A 15,549-nucleotide genomic window follows, 5' to 3' on the forward strand; every position below is an offset into this window, starting at 1 on the left:
TCAGCCCCAGACGATGTCGTAGTACTTCCAGACCGCGCCGATCAGCGCGACCACGGTGGCCACGATGACCGTCACGGCGGGGCCGAGCGTCGGGGTCCGGCCGGTGACGTCGGTGAGCCGCAACGGCATCCAGCGCAGCAGCACCGCGAACGCGACGATCGCCAGCGGCACGAAGTACCGGCCCTGCACGCCATCGATGATGTAGTAGCCGACCGGCGTGAACGACATGTACAGCGTCACGTAGATCATCGCCACGCTGGCCGCGACGGTCAGCGCGACCAGCAGCGTGCGCCGGAACGTGGCCGCGGTCATCCGATCCGCCACGCCGATGCTCACCGCGAAGGCGAACAGGCAGGCCAGCATGGTCAGCGCGGGCACATCGATATAGGCGAAGCCGAGCTCGCCGAAGAACTGGCTGAACCACCGCTCGTCCCGCAGCGCGATGCTCTCGCCGAACACGTTGATGAAATGCCCAGGGTCGGTGAGGATTCCGCGCAACTGCTCGCCCGGCTTCACCGAGTGCCACTGATGCTCCGGTCGCATCAGGCCCATACCGTCGCCGGTCGGCGCCGCGATCTTCATCCACACCGCGAAGACCAGACCGCCGAGGGCCGCGAAGGCCCAGGGGATCGCGCGCTTCCAGCCGGCGAAGCCGAGCCGGTCCGCGGGCACCAGCACGACGAGCATCGCCAGCAGCACGTAGGTCGGCTTGCTGATCGGCAGCAGGATGGTCGCGGCCAGCAGCGCGCCGGTTTCCACCCGGCCGAGCCGCTCGCCCAGGAACAGCGACTTCACCAGCAGCGCCGACACCATGATGGCCAGCGCGTTGGTCATGGTGTCCGCGGTGACCGTGCCCGCCTGGAACACCGCGATCGGCAGCACCGCCACGGTGAACGCCAGCCACTGCACCCGGTGCTTGCGCAGCGCGTACAGGCCGAAGCCGACCACGGAAACGTAGGCGAGCAGGCCGGCGAGCCTGGTCAGCGCGATCATCCCGCCGACGTCCAGGCCGAACAGCTCGGCGAGCCGAATGCCGATGGCCGCGGGGATATACGGCACCGGCGAGTAGGCCGCGGTGTTGGTGAACCAGACCGGTTCGACGCGGTCGGACACCGCGGCGCCGCCGAGCCGGTCGTAGGCGCTCGGATCCTCCACCATCGAGCCCGGCTCTTCGGGATTGGTCGTGTAGTCCCGCAGCGCGTAGCCCATCAGCGCGGTGATGCTGGTCGGGACATCGCCGCCGTAGGCGACGCCGCGATCGTCGTGGATCTGCTGCGGCAGCAGTCCGCCGTGCGCGACCTGGTAGGCGCGGCCGAACTGGGTGATCTCGTCATGCCCCCAGAACGGCGGCGTGAGCACCGTGAACAGTCCGCCGAAGATGGCGACGAGCACGGTGAAAGCGATCGTCGCGCCACCGAGGCGGGTCACCAGCCTGCTCCCGAGATCGCGGGCCGAGCCGGACCCGGAAGTCTTGACCGACACGGCTTTCGGGGTGCCGTTGGCCGCCGGGGGCGCCGTGTCCGCGGGCGCCGGGGTGGATTCGCTGGCTTCGGCCGTGGCGCGTTCCGCCGAGGTGGTCACCGCCGGTCTCCGCCGGTGCCGGCGTCACCGCCGTTGCCGTTCGGATGGAAGTCGTCCGCGCTCACCGCGGAGTAGCGCAGGTACACCAGCCGCGCGGCCTCGTGCCGCGAGCGCCGGATGCCGTCCAGGATCAGGCCCGCGGTCCAGGCCAGGCTGCCGAGCAGCAGCAGGGTGAAGGCGAGGAACAGCGTGGGGAACCGGGGCACCGTGCCGGTGTTGTAGAACTCGACCACGATCGGGATGCTGAGCACGACCGAGACCAGCCAGCTCAGCGTGCCGAACAGGCCGTAGAACATGACCGGCCGCTCGTGCCTGGCCAGGCCGATGATCAGCGCCAGGATCTTGAGCCCGTCGTGATAGGTGCGCAGCTTGCTCTCGCTGCCCGCCGGGCGGTCGCGGAAATCGACCGGCACCGCGGTCCGCGGCACCCGCAGGTGCAGCGAGTGCACGGTCAGCTCGGTCTCGATCTCGAATTCGCGGGAGACCGCAGGGAAGCTCTTCACGAACCGGCGGGAGAACACCCGGAAACCGCTCAGCATGTCTTCGACGTTCTCGCCGAACACCTTGCCGACCACGCCGTTGAGCACCTTGTTGCCGGTCTCGTGGCCCGCCCGGTACGCCGAGCCGCTCTCGTCCTGCCTGCGCACGCCGAGCACGTGGTCGTACGGGCCGTCGAGCAGGGTCTTGATCATCAGCGGCGCGGCCGACGCCTCGTAGGTGTCGTCACCGTCGATCATCAGATAGACATCGGCCTCGATGTCGGCGAAGGCGCGGCGGACCACATTGCCCTTGCCCTTGGTGTACTCGTGACGCACGATCGCCCCGGCGGCGCGGGCGCGCTCGGCGGTCTGGTCGGTGCTCAGGTTGTCGTAGACGTACACGACGATCCCCGGCACGGCGGCCTGCAGGTCGGCGACGACCTTGGCGACGGACGCTTCTTCGTTGTGGCACGGCACCACGGCGGCAATACGAAGCTCGGTGGAGTCCACCCGGGTCAATCCTCGCGATCGGTGGTGAATGTGGGAACACCGGGAGGGTACAGGGAACTATCCGCCGACGCGTGGCCGACCTCACCGCGTCGGGGGCGGAATTTTCGGTCGGGGCACGCCGCGCGCGGGCTGCGGTACCGTCGGGCCGTGCCAACCAGTGAGTCGACCGCGCAGGCGGGCGAGACCGTGCCGCCCGTCGAGGGATCGATCGTCCGGAAGGTGCTCACCGCGCTGCGGCAGGGCAGCGCGTTCCTGGTGGTCGGGGCGATCGGCTTCCTGGTCGACGCGGGCACCTACAACCTGCTGGTGTTCTGGGGTGGCGAGGGGGTGCTCTATCACGCCCCGCTGCCTGCCAAGATCATCGCGATCGCGGTGGCCACGGTGGTCACCTATTTCGGCAACAAGTGGTGGACCTTCGCGCACAAGAAGACCGACAACCCCGGGCGCGAATACCTGCTCTACGCCGTCTTCAATGTCGTCGCGATCGGCCTGCAACTGGGTTGCCTCGGCTTCTCCCGGTACGTGCTCGACCTGTCCTCACCCCTGTCGGACAACATCTCCGGCACCCTCATCGGCCAGATCGTGGCGGTGATCTTCCGCTACTGGGCCTACGACAAGTTCGTCTTCACCGGCGCGCGCGAACCGGCCGACGCCGCCGGGAACGATACTTCAGCGAATGTTCAGCAACCGTAATAGACACGTCGGCACCCCTACTGAGCAGGCAGCTAGCTACGCTGGTTGATATCCTCACCCCCGCCGCGAACGGCATCCAGGGGCAGTCTGTCCCGTCCGGCACGATAACGATTTCGAGGACTTCATGGATCAGTCGGCTACCCAGGCCGTGACCGAAACGAACGATCGAGCCGCGGCCGCTGACGCCCCGGCCGCGCTGCGCTCCGACCACCGAGCGCCGGATCGGCTGGTGTTGCAGCGCGGCATCTTCACCGGTCCGTCGGCCAAGGTGAGCGACGAGCTGTATGCCGTCGTCAAGGGTCGCGCGCATCGGGAACGCCAGGTGCTGCGGCTGGAAAAGGGAACCGCCGCACACACCAACACCTACTTCGGCCGCTTCGCCGCGAGCTACTGGCAGCGCTGGACCACCGTCACCGAGGTGCGGGCGACCATGGTGCTCGACGTGACCAAGAAGGCCAGGATCCGCCTGGTCGCCTCCGATATCGCGGGGCATCGCCGGATCATCGACACCGCGCAGGTCACCGAGAGCGGCCCGCTGACGCTCAGCGCGCCGCTGGACCAGTATGTCGACGGCGGCGCGATCTGGCTCGAATTCGACGCTGTCGGCGGCGATCTCGGCATCACCGAGGTCAGCTGGACCACGGCCGCGCCGGACCACATCCGTCCGGTCGCCATCGCCATCTGCACGTTCAACCGGGCCGAGGACTGCGCGCACACGGTTGCCGCGCTGGCCTCCGACGAGGTCGTGCTCGACGCGATCGACGCGGTGTACGTGGTGGACCAGGGCACCGACCTGGTGCAGAACCGGCCGCGCTACCAGGAGGTGGTGCCGGCCTTCGGCGACAAGCTGCGCTACATCCGCCAGCCCAATCTCGGTGGCGCGGGCGGCTTCACCCGCGGCCTCTACGAGGTGTCCGCGGCCAACGAGCGCGCCGACGTCATCCTGATGGACGACGACATCCTGTGCGAGCCGGAAACGGTGTTGCGGCTCAACGCCTTCGCCAACATGACGGTCGAGCCGACCCTGGTCGGCGCGCAGATGCTGTTCCTGCTCAACCCCGATTACCTGAACGTCGGCGCCGAAGAGGTGCACCTGCAGCAGCTGCGGCACGGCCAGAAGGTGCCGAAGGCGTTGCGCAACACCAGCATGCTCAAGAAGAACCAGGAGCGCCGGGTCGACGCGGGCTACAACGCCTGGTGGACCTGCCTGATCCCGGCCGAGGTGGTGGCCAAGATCGGGCTGCCGGTGCCGATCTTCTTCCAGTGGGACGACGTCGAATACGGCATCCGGGCCAGGGAGAACGGCTTCGTCACGGTCACCCTGCCGAACGCGGCGGTGTGGCACGCGGACTTCTACTGGAAGGACTACGACGACTGGGCGCGCTACTTCAGCACGCGCAACTCGTTGATCGTCGGCTCGCTGCACACCGATCTGGACGCCAAGGCGATCACCCGCAAGCTGTTCCGTGAGTTGTCCGAGCAGCTGGTCGCGATGCAGTACGGACTGGTGCACACCACCCTGCAGGGCATCGAGGACTTCCTGAAGGGCCCGAAGGTGTTGCAGGATGGCGGCATCGCCGCGCTGGCCGCCGCGCGCGGCACCCGCGCCGACTACGCCGAGACGATCAAGCACCCGGCCTCGACGCCGCCGGTGCGTTCCGGGGACATCCAATTGCGCCGCGCCACCGGCGAACCCAGCCGTCCGGTGCTGGTGCTGATCAAGCGGGCGATCAACCAGTGGTTCGGCCGCACCCAGCACGGCGTCATCGGCGTCACCCGCGAAGACGCGTACTGGTGGCATGTCTCGCTGTTCGACCACGTGGTGGTCACCGACGCCTCGCAGTCCGGCGTCCGGGTCCGGCAGCGGGACAAGGCGCGGGCCCGGCAGCTGCTGCGCCGCACCATCCGGGTGCTGCGCGAGCTGCGCCGCGAACTGCCCGCGCTGCAACAGCAGTACCGCGCGGCGGTGCCGGAGCTGACCAGCCGGGCCAACTGGGAGCGGCTCTACGGCATCGAGCAGGCCAAGCGCGACAACTGATCTCGCACACAGCAGCGGGGACGGGCGAACCACTGCCCGTCCCCGCTGCTGTCGGTGCTACCGGCCGAGCGGCGAGTCGTCCAGGAACAGGTCGGTGGTGAGCGGGCCGTCGCCGGGCACGACGCGGTACTTCTCCAGATCCGTGATGCCGTGCGCGGCAAGCACATCGTCGTCGATGAAGAAGTTGCCGGAGGTCGACTTGGCCGGCGAGGTGAGCACCAGGTAGGCGGCGTCGGCGTAGATGTCCGGGGTGCGCGAGGTGGCGATCATCTCCTCACCGCCGAGCAGGTTCTTCACCGCGGCGGTGGCGATGGTGGTGCGCGGCCACAGCGAGTTCACGCCGATGCCGTCGCCCTTCAGCTCCTCCGCCAAACCCAGTGTGGTGAGCGACATTCCGTACTTGGCGATGGTGTAACCCAGGGCCATGCCTGCCCACCTCGGGTTGAGGTTGAGCGGCGGGGACAGGGTGAGGATGTGCGGATTACGGTCGGCCGCGGCCGATTCGCGCAGCGCCGGGATGCTCAGCTTGGACAGCAGGAAGCTGCCGCGGGTGTTGATGTCCTGCATCAGGTCGTACTTCTTCATCGCCAGCGCGTCGGTCGGGGACAGATCGATCGCCGAGGCGTTGTTCACCACGATGTCGATGCCGCCGAACCGCTCCACTGTCTGGCGCACGGCCTCGGCCACCGAGTCGTCGATGCGCACATCGCCGACGAACGGCAGCACCTGCGCGCCCGCCGCCTCCAGCTCGGCCGCGGCCGTGTGGATGGTGCCCGGAAGCTTGGGATGCGGCAGGTCGGTCTTGGCGATCAGCGTGATGTTCGCGCCGTCCGCCGCGGCCCGCTTGGCGATCTCCAGCCCGATGCCGCGGCTGCCGCCGGACATGATGAGCGTTCTACCCGCGAGCGGCTTGGATCCCGTTTCCGTCATTGACCTGCTCCTGTCGTCAGCGCCGCAGGCAAGACCCCGCAGCCGTCCACCGATTGCACAATAAGCGTAAACCCTCGTCATATGCAACGGGTTGCATAGGGAGCCTGAGTGGGGCGAACGGTAGCCGTCCGCCCCACGTCAGCGGCCGATCAGCGACGCGAGCCGCGCTCCTGGTAACCCTGCCGCTGCTGTTTGGCGAGGACGCGCCAATCGCGCTTGCGCTCCGCCTCCAGGCGCTTGTCCGTGCGGGCGGCCATCCAGGCGTTCTCCTTGGCCAGCTTGCGGTAGCTGTCGAGGCGGCGCTGCGGGAGTTCGCCGTTGTCGATGGCGGTCAGCACGGCGCAGCCGGGTTCGCCGTTGTGCGCGCAGTCGCCGAATCGGCAACGCGCGGCGAGGGATTCGATGTCGCTGAAGGTCTTCTCGATCCCTTCGGCGGCGTCCCACAGCCCGATCCCGCGCAGGCCCGGTGTGTCGATGAGCGTGCCGCCGTAGGGCAGCGGCCGCAGCTCGCGATGCACCGTGGTGTGCCGGCCCTTCTTGTCCGTCGCGCGAACGGCGTTGGTGGCGAACACTTCCTGCCCGAGCAGCGCATTGGCCAGGGTGGACTTTCCGGCGCCGGACGGGCCGATCAGCGCGACCGTGCCGTCGAGCATGGCGGCGAGCACATCCAGCCCGGCGCCGCTGTTCGCGCTCACCGTGAGCACGCTCGCGCCGGGCGCGACCGCACGCACGTCCTCGATCGGAATATGCACTGCCGCATCGGCTTTGGTCAGCACGACGATCGGTTGCGCGTTACTTTCCCAGGCCAGTGCGAGCATTCGCTCGATCCGGCCGAGGTCGACATCCGCGTCGGCCGCCGTGCAGAGCAGTACCGTGTCGACGTTCGCGGCGAGCACCTGGCCCTGCGACCGCCCGGAGACCGACGACCGCATGATCGCCGACCGGCGCGGAAGCAGTTGCCGCACCGCCGATTCGGCATCGATCGTCACCCAGTCACCGGTGCACAGCCCGCTGACCTCGGCATCGGCCCTGGGGCACCGGGCACGGGCGGGCCCGGTCGGGGTGGCGACATCACATTCGCTGCGATCCATCCGGATGACCCGGGCGGGCACACAGCCGTCCTCGATCATCGAGGCGTACTCGTCGGCTACGGCTTCGGTCCAGCCGTAAGGAACAAGAAGGTCGTTCTCGACCATGATGGAAGAAGTCTTTCGTTGGGCGCCGAGCCCAACCCGGACTCAGCGACTGAAGAATGAGGTGGCGTTCCGTGTGGCGGCGTGCACAGGCACAGCTCGTCCGAACACGACAATCCGCAGGTTCCTAGCCACGGTCCACACCTCCTCGCCTCTCTCGCAGTCGCCCCACTGTGACATGCCCGATTTTCCCGCGCAACCGATTTATCGCACCGGCGCGCGACGGCTACGGGCGCTGGTCGGGTTTGCCGAATTGCTCGTGCCGGCCCAGGGAGCGCAGGTGGAACCATTCGCGCAGGCCGGCCGGGTCGCGGCGGGTCACCAGGAAGAACCAGGAGAAGCGAACCCATTCCTGGGGGAGCAGCTTTCGCATGCCGGGCTGGGACATGAGGTAGCCGCGGTTGCGGTAGGTGAAGTACCGCTTGATCGGGTCGTCCGGGTACTGGGTGTGCATGCGGCCGCCGAGGATCGGCTTGAACTCGTCGGCGCCGTTGGGATGCAGGTACGCGGTCTGCAGACAGGTGCCGAACGGCAGCCCGGAGCGGACCAGCCTGCGGTGCACCTCCACCTCGTCGCCGCGCACGAACAGGCGCAGGTCGGGCACGCCGATCACGTCGACGACCTTGGCCGAGATCAAGGCGCCGTTGAACAGCGAGGCGATGCCGGGCAGGAAGTCCTCGTCGCCGAGTTCGGAGCGCAGCCGCCGCCAGACCACGCCGCGGCGCAGCGGGAAGGCCAGCCGGTCGGGTTCGTCGATGTCGCAGACCACCGGCGACACCTCGACCAGTCCGTGCCGCCGCGCGCAATCCAGCAGGGTGGCAAGGACTTCGGGCCCCTCCGGCCTGCCGTCGTCGTCGGCCAGCCAGACCCAGTCCGCGCCGAGGCTGAGCGCGTGCAGCATGCCGAGCGCGAAACCGCCGGCGCCGCCGAGGTTGTGCGCCGAGCCGAGGTAGGTCGCCTCGATCGGCTGATCGCGGACCAGGTCGGCCACCTCGGACTCGTTCGCGTTGTCAACCACGATCAGGTGATCCACCGGGCGAGCCTGGGAGGCAATGACTTTCAGCGATTCGGCGAGCAGCTCGCGGCGCTTGTGCGTGACCACGACGGCCACGACGCGCGCCGCAGGCCCGGTGCCCGCCGGAACGTAAGCCTCGGCGTCGACCACTGCGTCCGCCCCGGTCTCGATCGGGGTGTCCGGCCCGGTCGGCTCGCTCATGCTGTGCCCAATCGGCATGCGTTGGGGGCCCTCCGTGGGTTACGCGGGCTGCCTCCTTCGGGCCCTGACCAACTCATGCCTTGTTCCGCTCCAGTTCTCGTTCGGTTCCCGTGGACTTTCCGGCTTCCAATTCGCGCTCGGCTTCCAGCTCACGCAGGACGGTCGCGACATGGTTGCCCGCGTCCGGTCCCTCATACGCGCGCACCACTTCTTCGATGCCGCCGCGCTGCCGGATCCGGCCGTGATCGATCCACAGCGCGGTATCGCAGAGTTGCGCGAGAAATTCGTTGGAATGACTGGCGAATACCAGGATGCCCGATCGGGCCACCAATTTCTGCAGACGCAGCCGGGCCTTCTTCATGAATTCGGCGTCGATCGCGCCGATGCCCTCGTCGAGCAGCAGGATCTCGGGGTCGATCGAGGTCACCACGCCCATGGCGAGCCGGACCCGCATGCCGGAGGAATAGGTGCGCAGCGGCATGTACAGGTAGTCGCCGAGGTCGGTGAAATCGGCGATCTCGTCGACCTTGGCCAGCATGGACTTTCGCGTCTGCCCGAGGAAAAGGCCGCGGATGATGATGTTCTCGTAACCGGAGATCTCCGGGTCCATGCCGACCCCGAGATCGAATACCGGCGCGACCCGGCCGCGGATGCGGGCACCGCCGCGGGAGGGTTCGTAGATGCCGGCCAGCAGCCGGAGCAGGGTCGATTTGCCCGCGCCGTTGTGCCCGACCAGGCCGACCCGGTCGCCTTCCTTCAGCGACAGCGTGATGTCGTTCAGCGCCTCGACGACAACGACATCGGACTGGTTGCGCCCGATCGCGCCGCCTGCCTTGCCGAGGAACGCCTTCTTCAGCGAACGCGACTTGGCGTCGAAGATCGGGAATTCGACCCAGGCATTGCGGGTTTCGATACTCACATGGTCGGTCATCGATACCCTCCTAAACCCAGTACGGCACGCGCGAGCGGAACTGCTTCATCGCGAATATCGCGACCAGCCAGCCGACCACGGTGATCGCGCCGACGATCACCCAGTGATACAGATGCTGGTCCTCGCCGAGCAGCGGCGCGCGAACGATCTCCAGATAGTGGAACGTCGGGACGATCTCGGCCAGCCTTGCCCGGTCACCGACCGCTCCACCCTGTGAGGTCAGGCTCTTCGTGCTCCACATCACCGGGGTCAGTACGAACAGCATCAGCGTCAGACTGCCGAGAATCGGCGCGATATCGCGGTAGCGCGTGCTGAAGATGCCGAACACGATCGACACCCACATCGCGTTGAGGAACAGCAGGCCGAGCGCGGGAATGGCGAAAATCGCGGTCCAGTGCAGTTTTTCCCAGACGCCGAACGCGACCAGCACAATGAAATAGATCACCAGGTTATGCGCGAAGAACAGCAGCTGCCGCCAAACCAGCCGATAGACGTGCACGCTCAGTGCCGAGGGCAACTGTTTGATGAGCCCCTCATTGGCGATGAACACGTCGGCGCCCTCGAGAATGCTCGCGTTGATCACATTCCAGACGATGATGCCGATCGCCACATAGGGCAGGTAGTCCTTGATCGGCTGGTCGAGCAGCGCGGAGTACAGCAGTCCGATCGCCGCCGCCTGCACGCCGGTCGCGATGGTGATCCAGAACGGCCCGAGCACCGAGCGCCGGTACCGCTGTTTGATGTCCTGCCAGCCGAGCGACAGCCACAGTTCCCGCTGCCCGAACCCGACGCGGAAGTCCTTGAACGCGCGCCGATAGGTCTGCGAATCGGACGGGAACGGTTCGGTGTCCACGGGTTCGGCGACCGCGGTCGCCGTCGAGGTCTCGCTGGGGGTCACCTGATCCTCTTCCGCCGCGCCGTCGTCGGAGCGCACCGCACTGTCGTCGGAGGGGTCGTCCTCCGAGCGCACGGATTCATCTGAGCTGTCATCTGAACGCACTGAGCTCTCTTCAGGACGCCCCGAACCCATGTCCGAGTCGGGGCGGGCGGCAGCGGCGGGCACGGTGCACGACACTACCCTTGGACATTCCTGCCGACCCGCGTGGACGCGGGTCGGGCACCTCACAAATACTGCCCGGACCCGCCGGTCACGTGGTTGGCCGGGCCGCCGCGGGGGTCGGCCGCGTGGATGCCGGGCGGTAGCGCGCCCTGACGCATCTGCTCGAGTTGCGCCCGCGCGGCCATCTGCTGCGCGAACAGCGCGGTCTGGATGCCGTGGAACAGGCCCTCCAGCCAGCCGACCAGCTGCGCCTGCGCGATCCGCAGCTCGGCGTCGGACGGAATGGCGTCGTCGGTGAACGGCAGCGTGAGCCGCTCCAGTTCGGCGCGCAGTTCCGGGGCCAGGCCCTGTTCCAGTTCACGCACCGACGACTTGTGGATCTCCTTGAGCCGGCTGCGGCTCGCGTCGTCCAGCGGAGCCGCGCGCACCTCTTCGAGCAGCTGCTTGATCATGGTGCCGATGCGCATGACCTTCGCCGGCTGCTCGACCATGTCGGCGAGCGATTCGCCGGTATCGTCCCGATCGTCCGACTCGTCCTTCTTGTCCTCATCGGTCACCACCTGCGCGGTGAAGGGCGCGTCCGCCGCGGCCTCCGCTGGGATGACCAACGGGCGGCCGTCCGGTCCGACTACGACGATGTGGTCCGGTGCCTCATCCGATTGCGTCATGGTCCCTATCATGTCGCGTCGTTCCCGAACGCGCTAAGTCGGTGTTCAGCGGGCCGGGGATAACCGGGTGCGGCCGGGTTGCCCCGGTCGCCGCGGGGCGCCCGCGAGCGCGAATGCGTGAGGCCGCGCGTGGCGACCCGGTGGCGTTCTATTCTGTTCGGGTCGTGTGGTTCGGATTTGCTGAAAGTCGGTTGCCATGCTGAGTCCCAGGTCGCTGTGCCCCCGCCAGGAAGCGGAGGGGAACGCGGTTACACAGGCTCGCCCGCTGCCCTTAGAGTGGCCAACATGACTTACGACGTCGCGAGGGTTCGGGGCCTGATACCGTCCCTGGGCGACGGCTGGATTCATCTCGACCCGCAAGCGGGCATGCTGGTGCCCGACGCGGTATCACGCGCCGTCTCAACAGGATTCCGAACTTCCTCTTTTTCGCATATCGGTCGTCATGGCGCGGCGGTGCGCAGCGCCGCCATCCTGGACGCGGCCCGCGAGGCGGTGGCGGATCTGGTCGGCGGCGATCCGGCGGGCGTTGTGCTCGGCCCGGATCGGGCCGTGCTGCTGGCCTGGCTGGCCGAATCCTTGAGCTCGCGGCTCGGGCTCGGCACCGGCATCGTGTTGTCCCGGCTGGACGACGAGGCGAATGTCGCGCCGTGGTTGCGCATCGCCAATCGGTACGGCGCGCACGTGCGCTGGGCCGAGGTGGAGATCGAGACCTGCGAGATGCCGTCCTGGCAGTTCGAGGAGCTGATCGGGCCGACAGCGCGCCTGGTCGCGCTCACCGCCGCCTCGCCGATCGTCGGCTCCGCGCCCGCGGTCCGGGTCGCCGCGGACCGGGTGCACGAGGTCGGCGGGCTGCTGGTCGCGGACGCGTTCGGCGCGGCGCCCTACGCGCTCATCGACATCGACGAACTCAACGCCGACGTGGTCGCGCTCAGCGCCCCCGCCTGGGGCGGTCCGCAGATCGGCGCGCTGGTGTTCCGCGATCCGGCCTTCCTCGATCGAATTCCCTCGATGTCGTTGAACCCCTACGCCAAGGGCGCCGAGCGGCTCGAGGTCGGCGGGCATCAGTACGCCCTGCTCGCCGGGCTGACCACCTCGATCGACTTCCTCGCCGGGCTGGACGAACGCGCCCGCGGCAGCCGCCGCCAGCGCCTGGAAATGTCGATCACCTCGTTGCAGGACTACCACGATCAGCTGTTCGAGCACCTGATGGACGTGCTGGACAAGATCCCGAACCTGACCGTGATCGGGCGCGCCTCCACCCGAATCCCCACCGTCAGTTTCACTCTCGCGGGCATGCAGGCGGAGAAGGTCGCGGCCAAGCTCGCCGACAATCGGATCGGCACGCTCAGCGGGGTGCACGGCGGCAGCCGGTTGCTGGACGCGCTCGGGGTCAACGACGAGGGTGGTGCGGTGACCATCGGTCTCGCGCCGTACACCACCAGGTTCGAGATCGACCAGCTCGGCCGCGCCCTCGCCGCTCTGGAGTAGCGCCCAATTCCGCTGCCGCGCTGGACGCCGCGGGCGCGCACCATTCGGGCACGTCGCGCCTGTGGTCAGAGGTCCTGTACGCGCAGCACGACTTTGCCGAAGGCTTCGCCGGATTCCAGCAGGCGATGGGCCTCGCCGGCCTCCGTGATCGGCAGCTCGGCATGAATGACCGGCGCGACAGTGCCGTCCGCGACCAGCGGCCACAGCTGCCGTCTCACCTCGGCGATGATCTCGGCCTTGCTACCGCGCCCGGTGGCCGGCCGGTTGCGCACATTGGTCGCGTGCACCGTGCCCCACTTCCGCAGCAGCGCACCGACATTCAGCTCGCCGCTGACGCCGCCCTGCATGCCGATGATCACCAGGTGGCCGAAGTTCGCCAGCGCATCGACGTTGCGGGACAGGTAGACCGCGCCCATGTTGTCGAAAATGACGTCGGCCCCGGAGTTTTCGGCGCGCACCGCCTCGACGAAGTCGTCCTCCCGGTAGTTGATCAGCACGCTCGCGCCGAGTTCCTTGCAGCGCTGCAACTTCTCCGCCGAACCGGCGGTGACCGCGACCCGCGCGCCGAGGCTGCGCGCCACCTGAATCGCATGCGTGCCGATCCCGCTGCCGCCGCCGTGGATCAGCAGCAACTGCCCCGACCGGAGCCCCGCGGTCATCACCAGGTTCGACCACACCGTCGCCGCCACCTCGGGCAGCGCAGCGGCCGCACCGAGATCGAGGCCCTCCGGGACGGGCAGCAACTGCGTGGCCGGCGCGACCACCCGCTCCGCGTAGCCGCCGCCGGACAGCAGCGCGCACACCCGATCGCCGACCTGCCAGTCGTGCACGCCGTCGCCGAGCGCGGCGATGACGCCGGAGCACTCGAGGCCGATCACCTCGCTGGCGCCCGGCGGCGGCGGATAAAACCCCTGCCGCTGCATCAGGTCGGCCCGGTTCACCCCCGCGGCCGCCACCTCGATCAGTACCTCGCCGGGTCCGGGCACCGGGTCCGGCGCGTCCGCCCACACCATCACCTCGGGCCCGCCGGAACCGTTCAGCTCGATCGCATGCACGGGCTCCATAGTGCTCCCGCCCGCCGCGCCGTGAAACCCGGCCCCCCGCCGATCACCTGGGCGCGATCCGGGGCCGGGACCGCCCGCTGACCGATACGCTTTCCCCACAGCAACTTTCCGCAGTTGGGGCCGACATAGAATGAGCAGCGTGCAATCCGAACCGAGCAGTTCCGTGGCGGCCGAGCCGAGGTGGCTCACTCCGGCTCAGCAACGGGCCTGGCGGGCCTATATGGACGGGCACCAGCGGCTGATGGCCACGTTGAACCGGCAACTACAGCGCGACAGCGACCTCAGCGTCGCCGAATACCGCATCCTGGTCCTGCTATCCGAGGCCCCCGGCCGCGCCCTGCGCATGAGCGAACTCGCCGACGGCGTGCTGTCCTCCCGCAGCCGCCTCACCCACCAGATCCGCCGGCTCGAGGGCGAGCGCATGGTCCGCCGCAACACCTGCCTCGAAGACGGCCGCGGTGTCCTCGCCGAGCTCACCGACGAAGGCATGCGCCGCCTCGAGGCCGCCGCCCCCGGCCACGTAGAAGCAGTCCGCCGCGACTTCGTCGACCTGCTCACCCCCCACCAGCTAGAGGTCATCGCCGAAGTCTTCGCCCGCATCGATAAGGAAATCGGAGCGCGCCCCCTCTAACCCGTCCGCTACCATCGTGTTCCTGGAGACGTGGCAGAGCGGCCGAATGCACTCGCCTTGAAAGCGAGCGTCGAGAGATCGACCGGGGGTTCAAATCCCTCCGTCTCCGCTTCGGAAGGTGGCAGGTCGGGGCTGTTTTCGCGGATTCGCCTCGGTCGTGTGACCCGTGATCTGGCGCGGAAGCCGTTGTGTTCGAACCTGTTACCGGGCAGGATCCGGTCATGTGATGAACAAACGAATTACTGGAGCCATCCTGCTTGCCGCGTCTGCCGCGGCCGTGACGTTCGCCCCGCTTTCTGCCGCGCCCGCCGTTGCGGCGGCCCCGTTCAAGGCCCCTGTGGTCACCTTCGAAGGCACCGGGCCGGGGACGGTGACGGCCACCCTGACCAACCCGAACGAGCGGGGGCAGTGCTGGGCGGAGGCCGGTGTCGGGCCGGAGAACAACCATGTCTTCTTCGGCGAGGGCAAGCTGGAATCGCTCGCTCAGCCCGGCCAGACCATCAAGACCGCGCTGACCGGTCTCGAGCCGGGCACGAAGATCACCGCGCGCGGCGGCTGCGCGGACACCAGCCCCGCCGGCGGATACGAGCTGAGCGAGACGGTCACCGTCGCCGTGCCTGCCAACAAGCCTGCCACTGGCAGCTTCGGCAGCTAGTCGGCACCGACGAGGGCGCAGGTCGCGCGGTTTCACAGCCACACCTGCGTCCCTCGTAGGCACGCAGCTAACTGCCGAAAGTGGCAGTCCCGCTGGCAATTCCGATTTCCCCACGGATACGTTGTGGCAAGCGCTGGATGCGCGTCGACGCAACTCGTTCGAATTGGGGAGAATTCATGAACATTCGTAAGAAGATGCCGCTCGCTATCGCCGCTCTCGCGGCCCTCGCAGGCTCGCTGGCGCTCGCGGCGCCGAGCGCCAGCGCATACCCGAGCCAGCCGTGCACTGAAGCGACCGAGGCCTGGCACGCTTGGGACGGCCCAGGATACGCGGGCCAGGAATACTACTGCGGTTACAGCGAAGCGCAGGGCTGGCACTGGCAGCCCATCTAGCCTCGGTGACGGGCAGGGGT

General features: G+C 68.2%; 15 protein-coding genes and 1 tRNA gene. 7 read left to right on the top strand and 9 right to left on the bottom strand.

What is annotated here, in order from left to right; all coding sequences use genetic code 11:
* Both ACFQ9K_RS14440 and ACFQ9K_RS14445 read right to left on the bottom strand, forming a co-directional pair.
* Positions 1-1,581, bottom strand: coding sequence for a DUF2142 domain-containing protein (locus ACFQ9K_RS14440; RefSeq protein ID WP_378718060.1), 1,581 nt, complete (start codon positions 1,579-1,581; stop codon positions 1-3).
* Entirely contained in the window at positions 1,578-2,570 is a 993-nt protein-coding gene (locus ACFQ9K_RS14445) for a glycosyltransferase (protein ID WP_364726145.1), read from the bottom strand. Before ACFQ9K_RS14445 ends, ACFQ9K_RS14440 begins: the two co-directional genes overlap by 4 nt.
* Before the next feature lie 147 nt (positions 2,571-2,717).
* On the opposite strand from ACFQ9K_RS14445, the gene ACFQ9K_RS14450 reads away from it, so the two are divergent.
* Complete coding sequence (locus ACFQ9K_RS14450) at positions 2,718-3,263, top strand: GtrA family protein (protein ID WP_378718057.1); 546 nt, start codon at positions 2,718-2,720, stop codon at positions 3,261-3,263.
* 124 nt (positions 3,264-3,387) lie between these two features.
* Entirely contained in the window at positions 3,388-5,301 is a 1,914-nt protein-coding gene (locus ACFQ9K_RS14455) for a glycosyltransferase (RefSeq protein ID WP_378718055.1), read from the top strand.
* Between the two features lie 57 nt (positions 5,302-5,358).
* Here ACFQ9K_RS14455 and ACFQ9K_RS14460 read toward each other — a convergent pair whose 3' ends face one another.
* From ACFQ9K_RS14460 to ACFQ9K_RS14485, 6 genes are all read right to left on the bottom strand, one after another.
* Entirely contained in the window at positions 5,359-6,231 is an 873-nt protein-coding gene (locus ACFQ9K_RS14460; RefSeq protein ID WP_378718053.1) for an SDR family oxidoreductase, read from the bottom strand.
* Between the two features lie 149 nt (positions 6,232-6,380).
* Entirely contained in the window at positions 6,381-7,427 is a 1,047-nt protein-coding gene (rsgA, locus tag ACFQ9K_RS14465) for a ribosome small subunit-dependent GTPase A (protein ID WP_378718052.1), read from the bottom strand.
* A 223-nt stretch (positions 7,428-7,650) separates the two neighbouring features.
* Positions 7,651-8,640 carry a glycosyltransferase gene (locus tag ACFQ9K_RS14470; RefSeq protein WP_378718050.1) on the bottom strand — a complete coding sequence of 330 codons (990 nt, stop codon included), beginning with the start codon at positions 8,638-8,640 and terminating at the stop codon, positions 7,651-7,653.
* A 73-nt stretch (positions 8,641-8,713) separates the two neighbouring features.
* Positions 8,714-9,571: an ABC transporter ATP-binding protein gene (locus tag ACFQ9K_RS14475; RefSeq protein WP_378718048.1), complete on the bottom strand. Its 858-nt coding sequence runs from the start codon at positions 9,569-9,571 to the stop codon at positions 8,714-8,716.
* 10 nt (positions 9,572-9,581) lie between these two features.
* Positions 9,582-10,541 carry an ABC transporter permease gene (locus ACFQ9K_RS14480; RefSeq protein ID WP_378718046.1) on the bottom strand — a complete coding sequence of 320 codons (960 nt, stop codon included), beginning with the start codon at positions 10,539-10,541 and terminating at the stop codon, positions 9,582-9,584.
* A 152-nt stretch (positions 10,542-10,693) separates the two neighbouring features.
* Positions 10,694-11,299 carry a bacterial proteasome activator family protein gene (locus ACFQ9K_RS14485; protein ID WP_378718045.1) on the bottom strand — a complete coding sequence of 202 codons (606 nt, stop codon included), beginning with the start codon at positions 11,297-11,299 and terminating at the stop codon, positions 10,694-10,696.
* Positions 11,300-11,584: 285 nt separating this feature from the next.
* Here ACFQ9K_RS14485 and ACFQ9K_RS14490 point away from each other — a divergent pair, with 285 nt between their 5' ends.
* The gene (locus tag ACFQ9K_RS14490; protein WP_378718043.1) at positions 11,585-12,787 is read left to right on the top strand and encodes a cysteine desulfurase-like protein; all 1,203 of its coding nucleotides are present in this window, start codon (positions 11,585-11,587) and stop codon (positions 12,785-12,787) included.
* Between the two features lie 65 nt (positions 12,788-12,852).
* On the opposite strand, the gene ACFQ9K_RS14495 is transcribed toward ACFQ9K_RS14490, so the two are convergent.
* Complete coding sequence (locus ACFQ9K_RS14495; protein WP_378718094.1) at positions 12,853-13,842, bottom strand: NAD(P)H-quinone oxidoreductase; 990 nt, start codon at positions 13,840-13,842, stop codon at positions 12,853-12,855.
* 139 nt (positions 13,843-13,981) lie between these two features.
* Here ACFQ9K_RS14495 and ACFQ9K_RS14500 point away from each other — a divergent pair, with 139 nt between their 5' ends.
* The 4 genes from ACFQ9K_RS14500 (at position 13,982) to ACFQ9K_RS14515 (ending at position 15,529) form a co-directional block, all read left to right on the top strand.
* The gene (locus ACFQ9K_RS14500; RefSeq protein WP_378718041.1) at positions 13,982-14,482 is read left to right on the top strand and encodes a MarR family winged helix-turn-helix transcriptional regulator; all 501 of its coding nucleotides are present in this window, start codon (positions 13,982-13,984) and stop codon (positions 14,480-14,482) included.
* 24 nt (positions 14,483-14,506) lie between these two features.
* Positions 14,507-14,591, top strand: a tRNA-Ser gene (locus tag ACFQ9K_RS14505).
* Positions 14,592-14,708: 117 nt separating this feature from the next.
* Entirely contained in the window at positions 14,709-15,137 is a 429-nt protein-coding gene (locus ACFQ9K_RS14510; protein WP_378718039.1) for a hypothetical protein, read from the top strand.
* 176 nt (positions 15,138-15,313) lie between these two features.
* Positions 15,314-15,529 (top strand): hypothetical protein, encoded by a 216-nt coding sequence (locus ACFQ9K_RS14515; RefSeq protein ID WP_378718037.1) that lies wholly within the window; start codon positions 15,314-15,316, stop codon positions 15,527-15,529.
* The last annotated feature ends 20 nt before the right edge of the window (positions 15,530-15,549 follow it).

Origin of the sequence: Nocardia sp. NPDC056564, from assembly GCF_042793755.1 — a bacterium.
GTDB lineage: Bacteria > Actinomycetota > Actinomycetes > Mycobacteriales > Mycobacteriaceae > Nocardia.

Coding starts and splice junctions, on each gene's coding strand:
- ACFQ9K_RS14455 (WP_378718055.1), top strand. CDS start 3,388: ATGGATCAGTCGGCTACCCAGGCCGTGACCGAAACGAACGATCGAGCC.
- ACFQ9K_RS14460 (WP_378718053.1), bottom strand. CDS start 6,231: ATGACGGAAACGGGATCCAAGCCGCTCGCGGGTAGAACGCTCATCATG.
- rsgA (WP_378718052.1), bottom strand. CDS start 7,427: ATGGTCGAGAACGACCTTCTTGTTCCTTACGGCTGGACCGAAGCCGTA.
- ACFQ9K_RS14470 (WP_378718050.1), bottom strand. CDS start 8,640: ATGAGCGAGCCGACCGGGCCGGACACCCCGATCGAGACCGGGGCGGAC.
- ACFQ9K_RS14475 (WP_378718048.1), bottom strand. CDS start 9,571: ATGACCGACCATGTGAGTATCGAAACCCGCAATGCCTGGGTCGAATTC.
- ACFQ9K_RS14485 (WP_378718045.1), bottom strand. CDS start 11,299: ATGACGCAATCGGATGAGGCACCGGACCACATCGTCGTAGTCGGACCG.
- ACFQ9K_RS14490 (WP_378718043.1), top strand. CDS start 11,585: ATGACTTACGACGTCGCGAGGGTTCGGGGCCTGATACCGTCCCTGGGC.
- ACFQ9K_RS14500 (WP_378718041.1), top strand. CDS start 13,982: ATGAGCAGCGTGCAATCCGAACCGAGCAGTTCCGTGGCGGCCGAGCCG.
- ACFQ9K_RS14510 (WP_378718039.1), top strand. CDS start 14,709: ATGAACAAACGAATTACTGGAGCCATCCTGCTTGCCGCGTCTGCCGCG.
- ACFQ9K_RS14515 (WP_378718037.1), top strand. CDS start 15,314: ATGAACATTCGTAAGAAGATGCCGCTCGCTATCGCCGCTCTCGCGGCC.